Here is a 22,074-nt window from a genome sequence, read left to right on the forward strand (position 1 = left end):
CGCCGGAGAAGAACACCCGGACACGCCAATTCGCGCGATCCGGGAAAAGATCAGCGGTTCTGGGTCCTCAACTCCCAGAACGCCACGGCGCTGGCGGCTGCTACATTGAGGGAGTCCACCCCATGGTCCATGGGGATCTTGACGGTCATATCGCATCGCATGATAGTGGACGCCGACAGCCCGTCGCCCTCCGTTCCCAAAACAAGGGCCAGCCTGTCGCATGAGCGCAGGCGTTTGTCGTGCAACGGTATCGCATCATCGGAAAGCGCGAGCGCGGCGGTCTCGAATCCCAGCTCATGAAGCAGCGGTACACCTTCGGCAGCCCAGTCGCGCTCGCTGCCGATGCGCGTCCACGGCACCTGGAATACCGTCCCCATCGACACCCGCGCAGCACGACGGTAAAGCGGATCGTGGCAGGATGGCGTGACGAGCACCGCGTCGATGCCGAGCGCCGCCGCCGAGCGGAAGACGGCGCCGATATTGGTATAGTTTACGATATCCTCGAGCACTGCCACCCGTCGCGCTCCTGCAAGCACCTTCTCGACGCGGGGAAGCGCGGGCCGCTCGAACGCAGCCAGGGCCCCGCGCGTCACCTCGTAGCCCGTGAGCGCGTGGAACTGCTCGCGCGTGGCGACGAGTACCGGAAATGACGGATCAGCAGCCGTCAGACGCTCGACGAGCGGCATGCTCTGAGCAAGCCAGCGCTCCTCCATGAACAGCGAGCGAGGAGAAACGCCCGCATCGAGAGCCCGCTCGGCAACTTTGCGTGACTCCGCAATGAACAGACCGTTCGGAGCGCTCGGGCTCAAGCGTAGCTGCGCATCGGCAGCGCCTGAATACGGCGCGAGGCGCGGATCGTCAAGATTGTCGATTCGAATGATCGCCATGTGCGATCACACTCCCTACTCGATTCCAAGGCCCATCTGCAGCAGGTAAACCTCTTCGCGCAGCGCGCGAGCGCGGTCGCGGGAGAGACGGTCCTGCTCCTTCATGCTCTGGATCTGCTCAAGCTCGAGCCTGAGCGCCTCTGCCTCCAATTCAACGATGCGCGTCCTCTGCCCCTGAGACGGCTTCCGCAACCCGGCCATGCTCTGAAGGTCGGCGACCGACGCCGCCAGCGTGCCCAGTTCCTCGGCATCGCGCGTCTCAAGCGTGCGAAGCGCCGCATGATGTTCGCCCAAAAGGTACCTGACAGCCATCGCTTCGTCGGCATCGGCCTGGTTCCCAAGAGATGCCAGATACTCGACCGCGCAGCGCTCCGCGCCGACCGCGATGCGGTACCGTTCGACAGCTTCGGCAGCAACGGCTTCCCCCGAGGATCCTAGCGCCCCTTTCAGCGCGTCGCGAACGCGCAAAAAAGCCCGTCGCTTCAGGTACTTCTGCGCATGCCGCTCTGGCCGGCGCCCTCCGAGCATCTCGGCCATACGATCAAGGCGCTCGCTGTAGCAATCGCAAGCCTCCCGGGCGAAGTCTCCACGTTCGCCGGCCTGCTGCACGTAGGCCCGCTGGCGCTCGACCACCTCACGGCGCAGCTGAAGAAGACGCTCCGGCGCCACATCGCTCTCTACGATGCGCGCGATGCGCTCCTCGTAACCTTTCGCAACGACGCGCAGTGCCGCATCCGACTTCGAATCGCGCTCCCTCGTCAGTTCCGCTATTACGTTGCGAAGTATGGCGACTTCCGCCGCACGATCCGCCGCATCGTCCTCTTCGGCGGAATCCTCCTTCGGAGCTAGCAGGGGCACAACGAAGTTCGCCAGCAAAAGCGTGCACACGATCACGCCCGACGCCAGAAAAATAAGGTCATTGCGATGAGGAAACGCGACGCCTGTCGAAAGATAGTAGGGGATCGTGAACGCAATAGAGAGGGTTACGGCGCCTTTCGGACCCGCAAGCGTCGTGACCAGCAGGCTTTTCATGGCGGCCTTCGTCAGGCCGAAGCCCGTGCGCTCCCTCTTGGCTCTGGCGCGCCATGCCTCCATACCGAGCACCCACAGAAACCGCACTCCCACCACGAGCAGCGTGACCAGCATGACGCATCCGACGAGCATCGACCGGCTCATACCGCTGCGGTCCCAGGTCGGCGAGACGAGAAGGGCCAGCTCCATGCCCAGAAGCACGAACACCACGCCATTGATGACGAACACGAGCACGTCCCACACGCTTGAGGAGACGATCTTGATGCGCGAAGAGTCCGAGGTTGTCTTGCGCGGGAAGAAGGCCATGAGCAACCCGGCCGCAACGACCGCAAGGATCCCACTCACTCCGAGATGCTCGGCGGTCAAGAACACGAAGAACGGCATGCAAACCTCGAACACGACGTGAAGTGTCGTGCTTTCCAGACCGCGACTGCGCAGGGCGCGAAGCACGATCTCAGCGGCCAGACCGAGGACCAAGCCCAGAATAATACCGCCGAAGAACGAGAACGCAAACGACGCGCTAGCTTCCACCAGCGAGAACGCGCCCGTTGCCGCAGCGGCTATCGCAAACTGGAACGAAACGACACCCGAAGCGTCATTGATGAGCGCCTCGCCCGACAGCAGCGTCTTTTGCCGCTTGCTCAGCCGGATATCCTTCGAAAGCGACATGACCGCCACAGCGTCGGTCGGTCCGAGAGCCGCTCCCAGCGCGAAAGCCGCTGCCAGGGGAATGGAAGGCTTAATCCAGTGCAGGACGAAGCCCACCACGAGCACGGTGAGCAGCACGAGGCCCACGGCCAGCGAGACAATGGCCCCTCTGTTGTCCCACAACGCCCGCTTGTCGGCGCGGCGCGATTCGTCGAATAGCAGCGGCGCGATGAACAGCACCAGGAACAATTCGGGATCGACCTGCACATCGAGCGGTTCCGCCCACGCCACCGCGACGGCCGCGCCGATGGCTATCTGCACAAGGGGAAGCGAGACGCGGGGTATGATCTCATCGAGAACAGCGGAAACCAGCACGGCGCCGAGAAGGAGAAGCACGAGTTCGAACAGTTCCACGCGTCGCCCCTTCCGTTTGCTTCGCTTCTTTCAACCCGTTTGACCACGACCGCAAGACCCTTCGCGCCGTATTGTACCGGCGCGGCCGACCGCCCGGCGAAACCACATGCGACTCACAAGATCGCCTGCCGATTGAAGCGAACTCGCTATCTGCGGCGGAACATCCTACGAAAGCAGCTCGGCGCTCTTATGCGCAATGCGTGCAGCCAGCTCGAAGCGCGGTGCCCGTCTGAGTGCGGCAAGCTCGTCGATCATGCTCTCGAGCCGCAGCCGGGCCGCATGCGCGTCGTAGGCGGCGCCCTCTCCCGATGGTTCATCGGTTTCAAGCAGCAGCAGATCCTCGGGAATCGAGCGCGCGTAGGCGCGCCCGCGTTTCGAAGCCAGCATTTTCGGATTGATCGAGAAGCGACAACCCAACCTCACGGCACGGTGAAGCTCATCGGACGTGCCCGCGAACCGATGGAAAATGCAGACGTTCCCTGCCAGCGCACTTCGACGCTCGAGCACATCGAGCGTCGCACCCACCGCCCGCACGGCGTGGATCGAGATAACTTTCCCTCCATCCGTGCATGTCGAGACCACCCGATCGAACGTTGCGAGCTGCGCTTCGCGGCGCGCCGCATGCTCCCGTCCGAAGTCGAGTCCCACCTCGCCGATGAAGCGCTCGCAGGGCGCCAGGCGTTCGAACAGGGCCACCTCGTCCTCGCACGTCCCGTCCGCAATCCACCAGGGATGCAGCCCCAGGCCTACGCGCACGCGCTCGAAGCTGTCGAGCTCGCGCGCGGCACGCACGTAGCCGGCAGGTGACACGGTGACCGAAAACGCACCCGCCAGCTGCTCCTGCGCATCAGCGCCCGCCTCATGCACGTCGGGTGCGAAATCCAGATGGCAATGCATATCGAACACCGCACGAGGCGCCGGCTCCTCTCGCGCGTTCAAGGCCGACGCTCGGTCCGTCGCCTCCATCACGCCTGATCCAACCCGGCCAGTTCGCGGAGAACCGCGCCGGCTATCATCTGCCCCATAATGGGCGGCACGTATGAGGCGGTACCTAAATTTGAGCGCTCCTTGCGCGTCGCGCCCTCGCGGACGGGCACCCGAACAGGCTGCTCGCAGGAATACAGCACGCGCAACCGCCGGATGCCGCGCTTGCGGCCTTCCTTGCGCATGATGCGGCACAGCGGGCAATTCACCGTATCGTAGACATCGGCGATTCTCAAGCATTCGGGAAGCAATTTGTTCGCCGCTCCCATACTGCTGATGAGCCGCATACCCGCACGATCCGCATATTCGGCGATTGCCAGCTTCGTCGAGATCGTATCGATGGCATCGATCACGTAATCCGCCCGACCGTCGTATGCGTCCAGGAGCGCGGGGACATCTTCCGCGAGCACGAATGCGTCGAGCGCCTCGACCTGTGCGTCCGGATTGATATCAGCCACCATTGCACGCACCACGTCGGTCTTCTTCCGCCCGATCGTGCTCTGGAAGGCAATGGCCTGGCGATTGATATTGCTTTTCTGCACCACGTCGTGGTCGACGACAACCAGCCGCCCCACCCCGCCGCGTGCAAGCGCCTCGACGCAGTTCGAGCCCACGCCGCCCAAACCAAGCACCATCACGGTAGACGATGCGAGACGCGCAAGCCCTTCGCATCCCATGATAAGCTCGAGTTTCGACAGGGCGGTCTCGGTGTCGTCGGACACCGAGTTGTCACCCCCGAAGCCGGGTGCGACGTCGAATCCAATGGCATCTCGCGTGTTCATGGAAGCCATTATACCTGCAGGACATCCGGCAAAGCATGCACATGCCATATCGTGGCGATTTCGACGTTTCCGCGCTTCGTCGTCAAACCGTCGCCATGAAGGTGATGAGCGCGGGGATGAACGCAAACGAAAGCGCGGTGCTGATGATGGTACCCTTCGCTGCAAGCACCGGATCGCGACCGAACCGCTCTGCCCACATGGGCACAAGCGTTCCCACCGGCGTAGCCATCATGAGCACGAACACCCCAACAAGCAACGGGGATGCGACAACCAGCCTGAGCGCCAAGAACAGCCCGGCGGGGACGATTAGCTGTTTGACGGCCGTGTAGAGGTAGAGGCGCCATTCGGAGATCACCGCCTTCACGTTCACCTGGGAGATGATGACGCCGACGAGCATGAGAGCCAGAGGCGTCGTGAGGCCGCCCACCAGATCGAACGTACCCTGGATCACCGAAGGCAGCTTGACGCCGCCCAGGAACAGCGCGATGGCGAGGATGCATGCCACCATTGCAGGATTCATGATGGCCGACCAGGACACCTTCTCTCCCCCGCCCTCCTCCGACGAAAGCAGCATGAAGCCAAGACTGTAGAGGAACACGCCCTGCATCATGACGAAGATGCTCGACAGGATGATGCTGGCATCGCCGAATACGGATGCGATCACGGGAATACCGAGGAAGCCCATGTTCGAGCAGACGCTCATAAACAGGTACAGCCTGCGGTCCTTGCGCGGGACGCGCAACAGGAGGTTGCAGACGAAGCCAACAAGGAGCAGCGTAAAGAACAGCACCGCCCCCAGTATGAAAGCACCGCCTATCAAGGTGCCCGAAGCGTCGGCGCCCGCGCCCTCCGCCGAGGCGATCACCATGCAGGGAAGCGTCACGTTCATCAGCAGCTTATTGAGCCGCTCCTTGGTATGGTTGTCGAGATAGCCGAGCTTCGCCGAACCGAACCCGACGCACGCGACAAGAAAGAGCATGACCATCTGCTCGATGGCGGTTGACAGGTCTGTCATGGAAATCCCCCGGCGTTAGCGATGCACGGCCGTCGCCCGCCCAATGCGGATAACGGCATGCATGCCAGTCTACTCCATGGACCGCACTCGAAGTCAAGATGCAGCGAGGAGGCTTACCTAAGATCCGGAAGGCCCATAGGGACCTATTCTCGAGCAACATCGTACCCGAGGACCTTCGGCATTATGAAGCTGCGCTGCCGCCGAAGTCGGATCCGACGGCCGCTTGCGATTCCTGCTTGGAGCCCGAGCCGGACGAGCCGCCCGATGAGGAACCGGAGTCGGATCCCGAACCGGAATCGGAACCGGAGTCCGGCTTTGAGTCCGTACCCGACCCGGACGAGCCCCCATTCGGCTGTCCGCTCGAGTCCGAGCCGGATCCGCCGTCTTGGGATCCTCCGTCAGCTCCGTTCGATCCCTGGTCTTGGGAACCGCTCGAATTTTGCGAATCGCCCGACGTGCCCGACGAGGAGTCGCCCGATCCGGCATCGCCCGAAGTCGAGTCGTCCTGCTTGGAGCTGTCGGAGGAATCCCGCGCGTCGGCCGAATCGTCCTGAGAAGCCTCGTGCCCTGACGACCCCCGATCGTCCGACTGCGCGCCAACGAGCGGCGCTGGCTTTGCGCCGACGCCTTGGCCCGTCGTGGCGAAGTCCACGATGAGCGCCGAAGCTCCCACAGCCAGAAGCGCCGATACGATAGCCACGATGACAACGCCTCGCTGGACCTTCTTCTTATGCGCTCTCCGCGCTCGAGCGCGTCGAACCTCGGCATCGACGCCAAGCTCAGCGGCTTCGGATCTCTGCGTCGACGAGCGGCTGGATGCGACTGTGCCTTCCTTGGCGGAAGACGTCGAGCCGTTGTCGGCGGCAGACTTCCCGTCTTCGTCGGATGCGCTTTTTGCAGTACCGCCCGTAACGGAGCCGCCTGAACGCGATCCTCCCAGATGACCGGTCTCGCCCGGTTTCAGCTCCTGAATTTTCTCGGCCGAGGCCTGCAGGAATTTCTTGTACAACTGCGAGGCCACCGCCGACACGACGGAGCCCACGCCCACGCCAATCACGGATCCGTATATACCAATTTGAGAGGCCAGCAGCATCGAGGTGACAGCCGCCAACGCACCGGCGGCAACCTGTGCGATCGACAGGTCGTCGAACAGCCTGCTTTTGCCCTTGCCGGCCTTTTCAGCCTTGTCGCCGCGTGCGTTTCGCGCCATATCGGTACCTCCTGTTCGCCCCGCATCCGAAGCCGTAGCCGCTCAGAACATACCGTACGAAGATGTAGCCTCTGCGTACTCCATTCAATCGTTAACGGCACATCACAGAATGCGCATTCGACCCGCCGCCGCGTTCGAACGGTGCATATCGGGCAAGCTGGACGCACGTGAAAAGCCAAGGGGTTGCCCTGATGGCAAGCTCCGTCGGAAACGACCGGCGCGAGCGTTTCATAGGGTGCGGGCGCATGAGGGGAAACGCAACCACGACGGCGACGATTGCGGATGGCGGTCTCTCTCCGCGTGATCGGACTAGGAAGCGCCTGCGAACACGGATCCGAAATCACCCTATCGTGCGAACGGATCCACGTAGAGCCGCATGCCGTCGGGCAGGCGGACGAGGCCCGCCCGCTGGAGGACGTCGGCGAACGGCGTGTCCAGCACGGGCCGGCCGTTGAACGTCTCCACCACGACCTTCTTGCGGGCGCCCTCCGCCCCGCCGCGGCGCGCCTCGCGCGCCGCGTGGGCGACGAGTGCGCGGGCAGCCTCGTCGAGCGCCTCCCCGTCTGCGGTAAAGGCCAGCACGGAGCGCAGGCCCGCCGCCGCATACAGCACCGGCACGCCGGCGCGCATGGCCACGAGGCTCCCTGGCCGGCGCGCGGGGCGCGCCGCAGAGGGTGCATCGCCGCCCGAGAGAGGCGGCCACGGCAGGCCGGCCCCGAACAGACACGCAGGGTCGTCGGCCGCCAGCACCACGCATCCTTCGGCACCAGAGCGGCCGTCGCGCGCATCGCCGTCGGCCGCATAGGTGCGCAGCAGGTCCACCGTCTCACGGGCGGCGAACTGCGCCGGGCCGAGGCCCTTTACGAACATGCCGCGCAGAAGGTCGCCGGCGTCCTCCATCGACCGCAGCACCGGCATGAGGGCGCCCAGGCCGCCGGGTACGCCGGAGAGCAGGGCCACGTCGCGCGCGAGCACGCCGTAACGGTCGAGGATCGACTCCACCAGCGCCACGGCGCGCACGGTATCGTTCTCCGGCGACGGCGCGAGCAGCGACCAACGGCCCGAGAGCGTCGCACCTGCGGAGCCGACACCCACCACGGAGACGCGCTCCGCGGCCTCGGCCCGCAGCCCGCCCGACGCGGCGCCGCGGTAGCGCGAGCGCCGGCTGCTCGCGCGGCGCTTCGGCGCGGGACGCGGCCGGGCGCCCGGGGCCGCCGCCTCGGCCGCGCGTACCGGGGCGAACGTGTCGTTCGTGGCGCGTCCGCTCCACACCAGCTCCTGCAGCGCCGCGGCGATGGACGCCTCGTCGACGCGCTCGGGCTCCATCCGGCGCCGCACCGCATCGGCTATCTGGCGGAAGAACAGCCCGTAGCCGCTGGCGAGCGCCTCCACGACGGCCTCCTCCACCGACGGGCGCACGGCCGGCTCCACGTCCTCCGCTCCGGCCAACGCCGCATCGGCCTGCACGGGCGCGAGCGGCGAATCCGTGGGGTAGAAGGCCACGAGCGCAGGCGCCGCGGCAGCCTTCCCCGCCTTGCGCGCCCGCGGACCGCCGTCCGCCGGCGGGGCGCCGTCCTCGCGGCGTCCCCCCGCCCACACCACCTCGCCTGCGGTGACAAGCTCGTCAAGCATCGAAGGCCGGTAGTCGCGCACCCGGCTGGAGAACACGTGGCCCTCCCAGGCTGCGGCCGGCAGGAACACGCCCTCGAACTGGGAGATGACCTGGGCTACCCCTTCCGTCCCCTCGAGCGTTCCCCCGCCCGTGCCCACTCCCTGCAGATCCAGCACGTAGCGCGCATAGGCGCTCGCAGGCACCGCGCGCACGGCGGCGCGCGCCTTCGCGAGCGAGCGCGACCGCAGGCGGCGGAACACCTCCGCCGACACCCACGTGCGCTCGGCCCCCGTGATCGCAGCCACGGCCCCGACACCCGCAGGCCCCGGCTCCTCCGCGCAGCCGAACCGGCCCTGCACGACCTTGCCGGCCGCGACTAGGCGTCGCAGGCTCTCGCGCGCCACCGAAGGCCCGATGCCGAGACGTGCCGCCACCTCCGCCTCCCCGAAGGGGCCGTGCGTGCGGGCGATGCGCGCGACGAGGCTATCGAGCGGGCCCGGGCCGTCGCCCGCGTCCGACACCTCGAGGAACGCTGTGGGAACCCACGCGGGCACCTCCGTCCCCAGCGCCTCGTGCAGGCGTCCTGCATCCTCCACAGCCGCCCAGCGCTCCACACCGCCGATCATGGCCGGGAAGGCGCGCTTCACGTCGCGCAGCTCCTTCAGCAGGGTGCGGGCCTCGGCAGGGGTGGCAGAACGCGAAGGCGTGGGAGCGGCTGCCGCGCCTTCGCAGGTTTCAGCTGGCGAGGCGTTTGAGCCTTCGGCCGCGGCGTCCCATGGGCGCTCCCGCCCGGCGAGGCAGCCGGAAGCATCGGCATCGCACCCGTCTTCTTGCCCGGGCTCGGGCGATGCCCCCGGCGCTTCCAGCCGCGCGGCTGCCTCTTCCGCCGTGAGCGGGCCCAGCACGCGCAGCAGGTCGGCCGCGCCCTCCGCGCCGCGGGCGCGCCGGTCGGGCGCCAGGCGCTGCAGCTGCGCCTCTACCTGGGCCACCACCTGCGGGTCCAGCAGCTCGCCCAGGTCGGCCGAGCCCAAGAGCTCGCCCAAGAGCGCCGGGTCCAACGACAGCAGCGACGCCTGGCGCTCCGCGTGCGGCAGGTCGCCCTGGTACAGGTGCTCGCCCACATAGCCGAACAGGAGCGGGCCGGCGAAGGGCGACGGGATGCTCGTCTGCGCCTCCACCATGCGCACGGCGCCCGCCGCAAGCCCCTCCATGAGCTCATGGAGCGCATCCAGGTCGTACACGTCTTGCAGGCACTCGCGCGCCGTCTCCAGCAGTACCGGGAAGTCGCGCTCGCCGCGTGCCGCCTCCAGCAACTGGCCCGCCTTGAGGCGCTGCTGCCACAAGGGGGCGCGCTTGCCCGGCTGCGTGGGCGACATGAGCAGGGCGCGCGCCGCGCACTCGCGGAACCGCGCGGCGAAGAGCGTCGTCTTGTCCACCCGGTCGCGCACGATGCGCACGAGCTCGTCGGGGTCGAACGCGAACAGCTCCGCCCCCGGCAGGCGCGTCTCGGTCATGGGCACGCGCAGCAGGATGCCGTCGTCGGCGGCCATGGCCTGCGGGTCGAAGCCGAGCGTGCGCTCCACGCGATCCTGCACCGCCATGGCCCACGGCTCGTGCACCTGCCGGCCGTAGGGCGAATGCAGCATGACGCGCCAGTCGCCCGTCTCGTCCTCGCAACGCTCCACCACGAGCGTCTTATCGTCCGGCACGACGCCGGTGGCCTCGCGCTGCGCGCGCACGAGCGCGGCCAGATTGTTCTGCGCGTCCTCGTCGAGGCCTGCAGCCGCCAGCCGCTCGCGCAGGGCGGGGTCGAGGCGCGAAGCCGCATCGGCGAGCAGGTCCGCGCCGGCTGCAGCCGCACCCGCCGCCCCTGCGAGCACCTTGTCCGCGCCGGCGGCTCCGTCCCCAAGTTCCCCGCCCCCGGCCCCCTCGTCCACGCCGGCGGCCACGGCGCGCAAAAACGCCCCGCGCGCACGCCCGGTCTCGGCGGGGCGGCCCACGCCCTCACCGTGCCAGAACGGCAAACGCGCAGAGCGGCCCGGCGCGGGTTCCACAATGACGCGGTCGCGCGTGATCTCGCTGATGCGCCACGAGCTGGTGCCCAGCGCGATGATGTCGCCCACGCGCGACTCGTACACCATCTCCTCGTCCAGCTCGCCCACGCGGCGACGGCCCTCGTTGCCGTCGCCCTCGGGCAGCACCACCGAGAACATGCCGCGGTCGGGAATCGTGCCCGCCGCCGTCACGGCCAGCCGCTGGGCGGCGGGGCGCGGCGAGAGCTCCCCGCTCTCGCGGTCCCACACGATGCGCGGCGCGAACTCGGCCAGGTCGGCCGAGGCATAGCGCCCGGACAGCATGTCCAGCACCCCGTCGAACGCGCGGCGCGGCAGCTCAGAGAACGGCGCCGCCCGGCGCACCGTGGCGTACCAGCCGTCGGCGGTGGCGCCTCCCATGGCCACGGCGGCCACCGTCTGCTGCGCCAGCACGTCCAGCGGGTTGCGCACGAGCGCGGTGGCCTCGATGGCGCCGGCGCGCATGCCCTCGGCCACCACGGCCGCGTCGATGACCTCCGTGCGCGTGCGCGGATAGATGGAGCCCGTCGACCGACCGCCCACCTGGTGGTTCGCGCGCCCGATGCGCTGCAAGCCGCTCGCCACCGACGGCGGGGCGGCCACCTGCAGCACGAGGTCGATCGACCCCATGTCAATGCCCAGCTCGAGCGAGGACGTGGCCACCACGCAGGGCAGCTCCCCGGCCTTCAGCTCGCGCTCCACCTGCAGGCGCTTCTCCTTCGACACCGAGCCGTGGTGGGCCTTCGCGATGATCTCGGGCGCGCCCTGCGCGAGCTCGCTCGTGGACCCCAGGTCCGAGCGCAGGTGCGACGACGACGGCCCGCCGTCCGCCTGGCCACCGGGCGCCATGAGACCCTCGCGCTTCGCGTACAGCTCGTTCAGCCGCGCGGTGAGCTTCTCGCACAGCCCGCGCGAGTTCACGAACACGATGGTGGTGCGGTGCGCCAGCACCTCGTCAAGGATGGACGCCTCGATGAGCGGCCAGATGGACGACGTGCCCGCACGGCTGTCGGGCGTGGCTCCCCGGGGCTTGTCGCCGACCATGAGCGAGCGCAGCGCCCGGTCGGACTTCCACGCCTCCTCGGCCGGCGCGCGGCGCGGCCCGCCGCCCCGGCCGGCGCGCAGCCCGCCAGCGTCGGCGCCGGGGAAGGCCGGGATGGCCGTCATGTCGTGCACGGGCACCACCACGCGCACGTCCAGGTCGGGCCGCCCCTCGGCAGCGATCACGCGCACGGGGTGCGGTCCGCCCAGGAAGCGCGCCACCTCCTCGCGTGGGCGAACCGTGGCCGAGAGCCCGATGCGCTGCGCCGGGCGTTCCAGCAGGTCGTCCAACCGCTCCAAGCTAAGCGCCAGGTGCGCGCCGCGCTTGTTGCCGGCGAGCGCGTGCACCTCGTCCACGATGACGGTCTCCACGCCGCGCAGCACCTCGCGCGCCTTGGACGTGAGCATGAGGTAAAGCGACTCGGGCGTGGTGATGAGGATGTCCGGCGGGTTGCGCTGGATGGCCCGGCGCTGGTCGGGCGTGGTGTCGCCGGTGCGCATGCCCGTGCGCACGGCCGGCGCGGGGGCGCCTTCGTCGGCGAGCCGCCGCGCGATGCCCGCGAGCGGCGCCTGCAGGTTGCGCTCCACATCCGCCCCGAGCGCCTTGAGCGGCGACACGTACAGCACGCGCACGCCCCGCGGCGGCTTCGTGGCAGCGGGGCGTGCCTTCTCTCGCATGAGCGCGTCGAGCGCGAACAGGAACGCTGCCAGCGTCTTGCCCGACCCGGTGGGCGCGATGACGAGCGCGCTCTCGCCGCCCTCCACCGCCTCCCAAGCCTGCTCCTGCACGGGCGTGGGGCCAGCCGGAAACGCGTCGAGGAACCACCCGCGCACGGCTTCGGAGAACCGCATGAGGGCGTCCGGAGACGGGCGGGCCCCATCGTCCGCACCCGCTGCAGCGGCGCTTTCGACGTCGTTCGCAGCATCCATGGTTGTCCGTCGCCCCCCTCCGGCAGTCGTCGTACGACACCGTCCATCTTACCGCATGCGCACTGCGCCAAGAGCGTCCGAACGCTCGATATTCGGAACCGTGCCCAGCGCCCTTTCGCGCTAAGGATCCGTCGCTCCTTCTTATGGCAGTGCCACCAGCAGCCCGAGAACCACCACGGCAAAGCCGCTCAGCAGGTTCACGGCGTCGTTCGTGATCCAGGCGAAACCGGATACGAGCGTATACCCCGCTGCACCGCGGGAGGGCGCAGCCTCCACGAGCCAGCAGTCGTCGGCAAGCACGGCTTCGCCGGCCATCGCCGTTCCGCCGGCGCCGAGCGCGGCGGGTATACCGGAATCCGACTCCGAATTTGCATGGGCCCGTGCGCACGCACCGACATCTCCATCGGCTGGCGCGCAGGCCGCATCAGCAGCAGACGAGCACCCTGCGCTCCTTGGCGCGCGGTACTTCGCCTGCAGCAGCACACCGAGAAGACTGTCCACCAGCGAGCCCACGATGCCGCATGCGATGATGAACAGGAACGCCGTCGGCCCCGTAGGCACCGCGAACCCGAACGCGTGGAACAGCAGCATGGCCAGAAACGCCGAGGTCGTCGCACCCACGACGGTGGCCGCCAGCCCGAGCGGGCTCACGCCGCCCGACAGGCCGCGCTGCATCGGCTTGCGCGTCACGATGTTCACCGGCAGCTTCCTGCTGTACGTGCCGACCTCGGACGCCCATGTGTCCGCCGTGCTCGCGGCCAGCGCCCCAGCCGACACGATGAGGAACCATGCCTCGCCGGTCGCGGCCCAGACCAGCGCGCACGCGAGGAACGGCACGCTGTTCGCCAGCACTTGCCGCAGCTTGCGCGGGCCGCCGCGCTTCTCCACCGTCCGCGCGCCGCGCCAGTACCGCATGAGCTTCGACGCCGCATTCGAGCTGCCGAAGAACCACATGAGCAAAAGCCACAGCGGCCAACCGCCGAAAGCGAAGGCAAGCGCGCCCACCGCAACGGCTCCGAGCGCGCCCGGTACGGTGAGCAATTGCGCGCGCAGCGCGAACAGCGCCACCGCGCCCGAGAACAGCATGCCCGCGATCGCCGGTGTGAAACCCGTCGTCGGTAGGAACAGGACTGCGTACAGCCCCGTCACGCCCAACGGCACGCTCAGGTTATCGAGCCCCGCAGGCGACACAGCCTCCAGCACCGTAGCCGCAACGGCCAGTCCGAGCGCTGCGAGCAGGATCAAACCCACCCCGCCCATCGTTACAAGGCCCCTTTCCCCGGCGGACGACACATTCGCCATAAACGCCGGAACCTGCCCCTCCCAGCCCGTCGCGCCTGCAACCAGCAGCACAACCGCGCACGAAGCGAAGCTCGCAACGAGCATGACAACGCTGCCCGCAACCGTCTTTCCGCCTGTCATGGGCAGTTCTTGCCGCCCGATGCGCTTGCCCAGCACGGCCGCGAAACCGTCGCCGAACGCCATGCAGAACACGCCGAGCGCGCCCACATACGGAGCGCCGATGCCGAACGAAAACAGGGCGAGCACGGCAAGCGAAACGGCGTAATACACCGTGCCCGGCGTGGCCCCATCCTCGTCGCGCGCCATGAACGACAGCGCCCCTGTTCGAAAAGCCCATGCGTTCACAACGATGAATACAGCAGGGAGCGCGGCGGCCCACCACGGCGACGCGAACCACAGCCACGCCACGACCCACCAACCGCCGAGAGCGATGTGCACGAGTTTGCGCGAGGCCTCGGCCGGCGCTCCCAGCCGTGCGATCAGGGCCGAAGCGCCCAGCACTCCGAGCACGTACAACAGTGATACGCCCAGGCCGACGGCATTGTCCACGGCGATCATCTGCCTTCCTGCGCCAGAGCGCGTGGACACTCTTCCCGCTCGAAAGCGCTCTTCGATACACCACAAGAGGCGGCCGCGCTTTTCACAGCGAGCAGCGCAGAAGCCTCCTGCATCAGGCGCGCAGCCTGTTCCTTGGATACGGTTGCTCTACGCTCAAGACAGGAATAGCCCTCCGATCGAACCCGGCCGAGGATCCCGCGGTACAGAAACAGCGATGAGAGCGTGGGCAGCCGGCTGTCGTCGTCGAGCCGAAGCACGTCGTCCTGCATGGGCAGGTAGAGTTCCTCCGAGCGGCGCGCCACAAGCTCCCATGCCCTGACGAACGTCGCGTCCGGGCGGCGCTCGGCAAGCCGCTCAAGCGGACACGCCGCTTGCTCAAGCACCGATACGGGCAGATACACGCGCCCGGCGTCCCAATCCTCTCCCACATCGCGAAGGATGTTCGTCAGCTGCATGCCCACGCCCAGCGCGACCGCGCTCGCCCGCAGCGATGCATCCGAGGCCGATTCCGCACGCAGCAAAGGCAGCAGCATGAGACCAACCGAACCCGCCACGTAGTAGGCGTAGTCCTCCAGTTCCTCCATCGTTTGCGGCTGTCGAAAGTCGAGATCGCGTCTCTGGCCCTCCAGCATGTCGAAGAAGGGCCGCTCGTCCATGTCGAAGGTCTCGAACACGACCTCGAGCGCCCGCCATAACGGCTTATCGGGCGCGTCGCCCGCACAGAACCGTTCGAATTCGACCGCCAGATCATCCAGAAGCGCCCGACTTGCCTCACGGTCGACGCAGTCATCAGCGAAGCGGCAAAAGGCGTAGATCGCGAACACGCTCTGCCGCTTCTTATCTGGCATCTGAGAGAATGCCCGGTAAAAGCTGTTGGAGCCGCGCTTGATGACGCGCTCGCACCAGGCGAAATCCTCGGCACGCTCCTCGAACCGATCGCGCAGCATCGTCATCGCGACCCCTCCTTGCCAAGAGCTGCCGCCTCGGACGCGCGCCCCTCTGCGGCGGAGCTGTTCCGTCCGGACATGCAGCCCTCCGATGCCTTGGCTGCCCTGCGCGCTGCGCCTGCCCGCTTGCGCCGCGACCGGTCGTCGCGCCGCAGCTCCTCCGCGGCCAGCCGCGCGCTCAGAAGCACGATGGGAACGCCCGCGCCAGGATGCGTGCTGCTGCCGCAGAAGTACAAGCCCTTGCAATGCTCGGCCTTGTTGTGCGGGCGCCAGTAATTGCTCTGCAGCAGCGTTGGGCGTAACCCGAACGTGGCTCCACGGTACGCATTGAACCGTTCGGCGAAATCAGCGGGGGTATAGAGCTTCTCGTACACGATGTGATCCCGAACGTCATCGTAGGCCGTTTCCTGCTCGACGAGATCGAGCACCCGCTCCCGAAAAGACGCCACTGCCTCCTCAGACCAGTCCGCCCCCTCTTCCGGCAGGCAAGCCACCGGTACGAGCACATAGAGACCCTGCATGCCTTCAGGAGCGAGAGCCGGATCTATGACAGAGGGCGCGTACAGGTAGAAGGACGGATCGTCGGGGAAGCGCCCCTCGTCGAAGATGTCCGTTACGTTTTTCTTGAAATCTGAGGCAAACCGTATGGCATGCAACGATTCCGCGGGATACTGTTTGTCGAGTCCGAGGTACAGGATGAAACACGAACAGGAGTAGTCCATGGAGTCTATCTTCTCGTCGGTGTAAGAGCCGCGCGCCCGCTCATCCTTCACCAAGTGCTTCATGGCGTAGGGGAAATCGGCTGCGCACACCACGGCGTCAGCGGGGTAAAACGCTCCGTCCACGATCACGCCCTTCGCCCGCCCTCTGCGTACGACGATCTCCTCCACCGGAGACGAGGTGCGCAGATCGCCCCCTAGCTCTTGAAAAAGGCGCGCCATGCCCTCCGCCATAGTGTACATGCCTCCAGGCATGTACCATACGCCGTACAGAAGCTCGATCATCGGGATGATCATGTACAGAGACGGCCCTTCATAGGGCGAAATGCCGATGTAGAGAGTTTGGAACGCCAGCGATTTTCGTAGCCGCTCGTCGGCCACATAGCGCGAAACCGAGGAGTAGGCGTCGCCGAGCGTGTGCAAGCGCAAACCCGCTACGAGGCTCTTTGGGTTGTAGAAGTCGAGGGGGCCGCGAAACGAGCGCTGCAGAAAGTTGTTCTTTGCAATGAGGAAGCGCTTGTACAGCACTCCCAGATAGCGCAGGTAGCCTTCAGTATCCCGTTCGCTCACCGACTCGAGAGTCGCGGTGATGTCGGCAAGGTTGTTCGATAACCGCACTCGCTCGTCTGCTGAAAAGCTGATGTCCATGAGCGGCTCAACGGCCACCATGGGTATATAGTCGTCCGGATCCCTACCGGCAAGCTCGAACACCTCGCGGTACAATTCGGGCATCATCACGATGGTCGGGCCCACATCGAAGGTAAACCCATCTTCGACGATGCGGTTCATCTTGCCGCCAGCTCGGGGCTCCTTCTCGAACAGCGTCACGTCGTATCCGTCGTTCTGCAGACGTATGGCCGATGCCAGGCCGCCCACTCCGGCGCCCACCACGATTACCCGTTCCATGCGACTCCTTTACACTGACCGATATGCTATCTGGTCAGTGTATGATTCACTCGCCAGACGTTCGCAGCGCGCAGCCCAACTAGCGATGAGCCGTAGCATCCCCGTCACACGTCCGTTGCCGCACGTCGCAACGCGCTCGGCAAACGCGGTGACTGCCGGGCTGGGGCATGGAACCGCATCCCGCGTTCTAATGCTTAACGATTTACTGATATAATCATCTCTTCGAAGGGGAAGGGGCGCGATGAAGCTGCTGGAGCGAATGCGCGGCACCGATGGCATCAAGATCATTGTCGGATCGGCGTTCTTCTGGGCCTGGCTCGACGCGATGTTCATGAGCATGTTCTTCGTTCGCCCCGGATCACGCGGGCTCATGGCCGAAGCGGCCGTTGTGGCCGTCTTCGCGGTGAGCGCGATTGGGTTCTCGTTCGCTCTGCGCGCTGCTGCGCCGTTCAACAAGCTGCTCGGCGAACGACGGTTTCCCCTGTCAGCTGCGTGCTTGGGTACAATGGGATCGCTGCTGTTCCTGCTCGCAAGCGTAAATCTGAGTTGGCCCAGCCTGCTTGTCGGAGGCGCGTGCGGCGGCGTGTTTATGGCCGTGTTCGAGCTGGCCTGGGGCGGCGCATACTGCCGTGACGGAGCGCGAAGCGCCGCCCCTTACGTAGCCGGAGGCTTCGCCTGCGCCGTCGTCATCGACACACCACTGCTATTCATGATACCGGAGGCCGCAGCCGTGTTTTTTGCGTTGCTGCCGCTCGCAACGGGTTTGCTCTACGTCTCCGTTGCTCCCAATCAGCGTGTCTACCGACAAGGGCTGGAAAGCCCGGCGTTTGTGCAGCGCGGCGTACGCGCGCATTTGAAATCGCATCTGGGAATGTCAATGACGCTGTTGTGTGCGGTCATGCTCGTGATGGTGGGATTCGGGTATCTGCAGCACCTCGTCTCGTTCTCGATCGTCGGAGGCGGTTCTGGATACGGCATTATCATCCAGGTGGCACGGGGCGTGGTTGCGCTGCTCATGTTCGCCATCGTGGTCGGCTCTTCCCAACGCGTGAGCACGGTCTACCGCGTCGGCCTTCTGGCCATGATCGCAGGTTTCATGATGATGCCGTTTTTGTTCGGCACGAATCTGTTCTGGGTATCGGGAGCCGTCATTATCGGCGGTTATACGGCATTCGACCTCCTTGTTTGGGTGGCATTCTCGCAGATTGCGCATACGCAATCACGCGATCCTCTTAAAACCATTGCCGTGATGCGGATGCTCTCGGTACTGTGCACAGTGCTTGGATTTGCCATCGGCATCGCGCTTGTGGGCAACGAGGAGCCGATGAGCGAATTCGTCTCTGCGGAAACGACCGTGGTGGGATACCTTGTCGTCATTGCGACTGTGCTTACGCTGGGCAGCGAGGATATGTGGGCACTGTCGGGAAGGCCTGCAGCATTTCCAGAGGCGTCGGCCGAGGACTCCTTTGGACAAGACGAGCGGCTGGGAGGCTGGTTCGACGAGATCGGCCTCACCGCGCGCGAACGGGAGATCGGTGCGCTTTTGGCGAACGGGCGCACGCAGCCTTGGATAGCGGAGCGGCTGAGCATATCCGAGAACACCGTGGGAACGCACGTGCGCCATATCTACCAAAAAGCCGGGGTCCATGGTCGTCAGGAGTTCATCGACCTGGCGTTTCCTCTCTCTTCCAACATATCACCCGAAACGCGTGACCCCGAAGACAGCCTCACTGAAGTCGGCTGATATTCGGATATACGGTCTTTCACGCGTTGCGCTCGTGTCGACGCTCCTTCACCATGACCGACATGCACAGAGGGGAATCTGCGCAGCCGCGCCCCAGGGCGCGGAAGGAAGCATACGGGAAGGGGATATCCTATGGCTATGGATATCAATCGCAGAAGCTTTTTGAAGGGCGCGCTCGCCACGGGCGCAGCTGCGGCTGCAGCCGTCGCGCTGCCGGCGTGCAGCCCTGCGGAGTCGTCCGATTCGTCGGCGTCCTCGTCGAGTGCGGCGTCGGGCGAAGCATCTTCGAAGCATACGTGGGAAGTCGCGCCGGAGCCTATCTCCGATATCGCCGAAACGCAGGACTACGACATCGTCATCGTAGGCGCGGGCCTTGCGGGCATCAACGCCGCCGAGGCAGCCGCCCGCAATGGCGCCAAGACGGTGGTCATCGAGCGTAATACCTCGTTCTCCGTGCGCGGCGTCGACGTGGGCCATATTGGCAGCAACTTCCACAAGCAGAACGGCTTCGACCTCGATCCGCGCGTTGCCGCTCGTTTCTTGCACCAGGCGTCGCACCAGACCACGAACTACGACCTCATCTACGTGTGGGCGTCCCGCTCCGGCGAAGTATTCGACTACATCGAGGAGCTGGGCTCTAAGAACGGCGTCAGTATGGTGCCCGCGCTGTCGGGCACGGCGAAGTACGGCAACTGGTCGACCCTGTCCAACCAGTGGCGCGTCTATCCCGACGCCGTTTCGTTCGTGCGCGGCGGCGAGAAGTACGACTCCCGCGACGACGGCCAGCCAGTCAACGTGACGCTGGGCGAGCTCGTGTACAACTCCGCCGTCGACAACGGTGCCGAATTCGTGTTCGAGGCACGCGCCGAACAACTCGTGGGTGATGCAGCCAGCGGCATCACCGGCGTGATCGCAACCACGAAGGACGGCAAGCACGTGCAGTACAACGCCGCGAAGGGCGTCATCCTGGCCACGGGCGACATCGGAGGCAACCAGGAGATGGTGGATGCGTTCTGCCCCATCTCGAATCGTTCTGATTCAAACTGCTACGCACCTGCCGGTTTCAATAACGGCGACGGCCTAACCATGGGCATGTGGGCCGGCGCCGCCATGTCCAAGAGCGAAGCAGCCCCGATGATCCACCAGTTCACGCTCGATACGCTCGAGTGCAACCTGACTTCGTTCATCATGAGCTGGCTGGCCGTGAACGCCAACGGCGAGCGCTACGGTGCCGAGATGCCGTTCGAGCCCATGCTGACGAACGCCCGTATGAACACACCGGGCAACGTCGCGTGGTCCATCTTCGACTCGGATTATGAGAAGTACATCATGCAGCAGCAACCCGAGCGCTTCGACCGCTTCACCGACGGCCTCGATGCCGTCATGGAGAAGTGGCTAGGCAACGGCAAGCTGATCAAGGCCGATACGCTTGAGGACCTGGCCAAGCAGCTCGACATCCCGGCCGACACGTTCAAAGCCACCGTCGAGCGCTACAACAGCATGGCCGACGCAGGCGAGGATATCGACTTCGACGTGCCCGCACAGTGGCTCGCGCCCGTGAAGACCGCGCCATTCTACGCGACGAAGAACGTGTGCTCTACGCTGACCATCCCGTTCGGCCTCCACGTGAACGCCGATTCCCAGGTTCTCACCGCCGAGGACGAGCCCATTGCCGGCTTGTTCGCCATCGGCAACGTGCAGGGCGACTTCTTCGGCAAGGACTACCCCGTGCATTGCCCCGGTGTCAGCCACGGACGCTGCGTGACGTTCGGCCAGCTCGTTGGAGAAGCTTGCGCCAAGGGAACGACTATCGGCGAACTTGATTTCGCCTAAGCGCACCGACTGCCCGGCCGGAACGTTCTCCTGATCCTGCCGGACCCCTCCCCTTCGAGGGCCGCCTTCGGCGGCCCTCGTCGCGTTTCGGGCCGCATTCGCCCCGGACCCATCCCTCTTCGCGGCCGAGGACGCCGGGCTGCTTCCCCGCATATGCCGGCGTCCTCGCGATCCAAGCCATAAGCAAAATCGGCGTCTTCAACTCATGCTTTACGCCACCGGTGTCTGTCCACTATACTTGACATTTCGAACAGGTGTTTCTTTTTATAAGTTTATTGGTCACGCATCGACGGCAAATCTGGCTGCATTCGGAGGGGTTTACTCGATAGGCGGCATGATCCGAAGGGGAGGTGCCCCATGATCGTCAACGTGGGGGGAAGGACCGATATTGTCAACCACTACACAGAATGGTTTTTAAACAGGCTCGAAGAAGGATCAGCCTATGTGCGCAATCCGCTGTTCCCGCACAAAGTGTCCCGTTGCCAGCTCGATCCGTCCGTCGTGGACTGCATCGTCTTCTGCTCGAAGGATTACCGACCTATCCTGCCTCACATGCATGACATTGTCGAGCGGTATGGCGTGTACTGCTTCTACTCAATTACCGCATATGGAACCGACATCGAGCCGAATATACCCGACATCGACACCAGCATTCAAACCCTTCTCGAACTCTCTCGCATCGTCGGCTCCGAGCGTGTTGTATGGCGCTACGAGCCCGTACTGCTCACCGACGCCTACACTGCCGAGGTGCATGCAGAGACCTTCGATCGTATAGCCGCCCAAGTGGCCGGACATGTCGATCGCTGTATTTTCGGATTTGTCGAACAGTACGAACGGTTGAAAAAATCTTTGCCGGGCTTCGTCCCACTCGACCGCAACGGCAAGACCGCACTCGCGCAAAGCCTCGGATCGATCGCGGCGTCGCATGGGCTCGCCCTCCAAGCGTGCTGCGAAACGGGCGACTATCGAGCATTCGGTATCGAACGCAAAGGATGCGCGACCCTCGCCACCCTTGGACGCGCTAATAACTGTCAATTCAGAACACTCAAACACAAGGGTTTGAAACCCGGCTGCCGTTGCTTTGAAAGCCGCGATATCGGCGCGTACGACACCTGCCCAAGCAGCTGTCTCTACTGTTACGCGAACACAAGCGCAACGAAATCGCTCGAAAACTACCGCCAACATGATCCGTATTCGCCCCTGCTTGACAGCACAATCGGACCGGATGACGTGATTACCGACGGACCCCAACGTTCCCTCTTGCTCCACAGCAAGCAGGATGCGCTGTTCATCTAAAACGTCAAGACTGGAGCGTGCGAGTCCGATCCGTCTTGCCGCATCTAAGCCGACGAATTTCGGCTCCACGTGCTGGCAAGCGGTATCCGCTCAATGACGCGCAAGGTTTCTTGCCAAACGAGTATCCGCTCGACACCAGCGA

At 65.4% G+C, this 22,074-nt stretch carries 13 protein-coding genes; 3 read left to right on the forward strand and 10 right to left on the reverse strand.

What is annotated here, in order from left to right; translation table 11 throughout:
• Positions 1-50 precede the first annotated feature (50 nt).
• The 10 genes from ABGT83_RS07560 to ABGT83_RS07605 form a co-directional block, all read right to left on the reverse strand.
• Positions 51-887 (reverse strand): TrmH family RNA methyltransferase, encoded by an 837-nt coding sequence (locus ABGT83_RS07560; protein ID WP_103265486.1) that lies wholly within the window; start codon positions 885-887, stop codon positions 51-53.
• A gap of 15 nt (positions 888-902) precedes the next feature.
• Complete coding sequence (locus ABGT83_RS07565; RefSeq protein ID WP_346686795.1) at positions 903-2,981, reverse strand: Na+/H+ antiporter; 2,079 nt, start codon at positions 2,979-2,981, stop codon at positions 903-905.
• 165 nt (positions 2,982-3,146) lie between these two features.
• Complete coding sequence (locus ABGT83_RS07570; RefSeq protein WP_346686797.1) at positions 3,147-3,878, reverse strand: TatD family hydrolase; 732 nt, start codon at positions 3,876-3,878, stop codon at positions 3,147-3,149.
• A 68-nt stretch (positions 3,879-3,946) separates the two neighbouring features.
• A complete protein-coding gene (locus ABGT83_RS07575) occupies positions 3,947-4,642 on the reverse strand; it encodes a tRNA threonylcarbamoyladenosine dehydratase (RefSeq protein WP_418763001.1) in 696 nt (231 codons plus the stop codon).
• A gap of 187 nt (positions 4,643-4,829) precedes the next feature.
• Positions 4,830-5,762, reverse strand: coding sequence for an AEC family transporter (locus ABGT83_RS07580; protein WP_346686799.1), 933 nt, complete (start codon positions 5,760-5,762; stop codon positions 4,830-4,832).
• A gap of 181 nt (positions 5,763-5,943) precedes the next feature.
• Complete coding sequence (locus ABGT83_RS07585) at positions 5,944-6,972, reverse strand: hypothetical protein (RefSeq protein WP_346686800.1); 1,029 nt, start codon at positions 6,970-6,972, stop codon at positions 5,944-5,946.
• A gap of 345 nt (positions 6,973-7,317) precedes the next feature.
• Complete coding sequence (locus ABGT83_RS07590) at positions 7,318-12,627, reverse strand: DEAD/DEAH box helicase (protein WP_346686802.1); 5,310 nt, start codon at positions 12,625-12,627, stop codon at positions 7,318-7,320.
• A gap of 141 nt (positions 12,628-12,768) precedes the next feature.
• Positions 12,769-14,487 (reverse strand): DUF92 domain-containing protein, encoded by a 1,719-nt coding sequence (locus ABGT83_RS07595; protein WP_346686804.1) that lies wholly within the window; start codon positions 14,485-14,487, stop codon positions 12,769-12,771.
• A complete protein-coding gene (locus ABGT83_RS07600; RefSeq protein ID WP_103265916.1) occupies positions 14,484-15,440 on the reverse strand; it encodes a phytoene/squalene synthase family protein in 957 nt (318 codons plus the stop codon). Before ABGT83_RS07600 ends, ABGT83_RS07595 begins: the two co-directional genes overlap by 4 nt.
• Positions 15,437-17,059 (reverse strand): phytoene desaturase family protein, encoded by a 1,623-nt coding sequence (locus tag ABGT83_RS07605; RefSeq protein WP_346686806.1) that lies wholly within the window; start codon positions 17,057-17,059, stop codon positions 15,437-15,439. Before ABGT83_RS07605 ends, ABGT83_RS07600 begins: the two co-directional genes overlap by 4 nt.
• A gap of 241 nt (positions 17,060-17,300) precedes the next feature.
• On the opposite strand from ABGT83_RS07605, the gene ABGT83_RS07610 reads away from it, so the two are divergent.
• The 3 genes from ABGT83_RS07610 (at position 17,301) to ABGT83_RS07620 (ending at position 21,932) form a co-directional block, all read left to right on the forward strand.
• Positions 17,301-18,803, forward strand: a complete 1,503-nt coding sequence (locus ABGT83_RS07610) for a helix-turn-helix domain-containing protein (protein WP_346686808.1) — start codon at positions 17,301-17,303, stop codon at positions 18,801-18,803.
• 132 nt (positions 18,804-18,935) lie between these two features.
• Positions 18,936-20,636, forward strand: a complete 1,701-nt coding sequence (locus ABGT83_RS07615) for an FAD-dependent oxidoreductase (RefSeq protein ID WP_239926666.1) — start codon at positions 18,936-18,938, stop codon at positions 20,634-20,636.
• 357 nt (positions 20,637-20,993) lie between these two features.
• Positions 20,994-21,932, forward strand: a complete 939-nt coding sequence (locus ABGT83_RS07620; protein ID WP_103265919.1) for a DUF1848 domain-containing protein — start codon at positions 20,994-20,996, stop codon at positions 21,930-21,932.
• Positions 21,933-22,074 lie beyond the last annotated feature (142 nt).

The sequence above is a fragment of the Enteroscipio rubneri genome, assembly GCF_963929405.1.
In the GTDB taxonomy this organism is placed as follows: Bacteria; Actinomycetota; Coriobacteriia; order Coriobacteriales; family Eggerthellaceae; genus Enteroscipio; species Enteroscipio rubneri.

Excerpts from the sequence above, each read along its gene's own strand:
- ABGT83_RS07605 (WP_346686806.1), bottom strand. The coding sequence starts at position 17,059 with ATGGAACGGGTAATCGTGGTGGGCGCCGGAGTGGGCGGCCTGGCATCG.
- ABGT83_RS07600 (WP_103265916.1), bottom strand. The coding sequence starts at position 15,440 with ATGACGATGCTGCGCGATCGGTTCGAGGAGCGTGCCGAGGATTTCGCC.
- ABGT83_RS07595 (WP_346686804.1), bottom strand. The coding sequence starts at position 14,487 with ATGATCGCCGTGGACAATGCCGTCGGCCTGGGCGTATCACTGTTGTAC.
- ABGT83_RS07580 (WP_346686799.1), bottom strand. The coding sequence starts at position 5,762 with ATGACAGACCTGTCAACCGCCATCGAGCAGATGGTCATGCTCTTTCTT.
- ABGT83_RS07585 (WP_346686800.1), bottom strand. The coding sequence starts at position 6,972 with ATGGCGCGAAACGCACGCGGCGACAAGGCTGAAAAGGCCGGCAAGGGC.
- ABGT83_RS07615 (WP_239926666.1), top strand. The coding sequence starts at position 18,936 with ATGGCTATGGATATCAATCGCAGAAGCTTTTTGAAGGGCGCGCTCGCC.
- ABGT83_RS07610 (WP_346686808.1), top strand. The coding sequence starts at position 17,301 with ATGAAGCTGCTGGAGCGAATGCGCGGCACCGATGGCATCAAGATCATT.
- ABGT83_RS07575 (WP_418763001.1), bottom strand. The coding sequence starts at position 4,642 with ATGGGATGCGAAGGGCTTGCGCGTCTCGCATCGTCTACCGTGATGGTG.
- ABGT83_RS07570 (WP_346686797.1), bottom strand. The coding sequence starts at position 3,878 with ATGCATTGCCATCTGGATTTCGCACCCGACGTGCATGAGGCGGGCGCT.
- ABGT83_RS07590 (WP_346686802.1), bottom strand. The coding sequence starts at position 12,627 with ATGGATGCTGCGAACGACGTCGAAAGCGCCGCTGCAGCGGGTGCGGAC.
- ABGT83_RS07560 (WP_103265486.1), bottom strand. The coding sequence starts at position 887 with ATGGCGATCATTCGAATCGACAATCTTGACGATCCGCGCCTCGCGCCG.
- ABGT83_RS07620 (WP_103265919.1), top strand. The coding sequence starts at position 20,994 with ATGATCGTCAACGTGGGGGGAAGGACCGATATTGTCAACCACTACACA.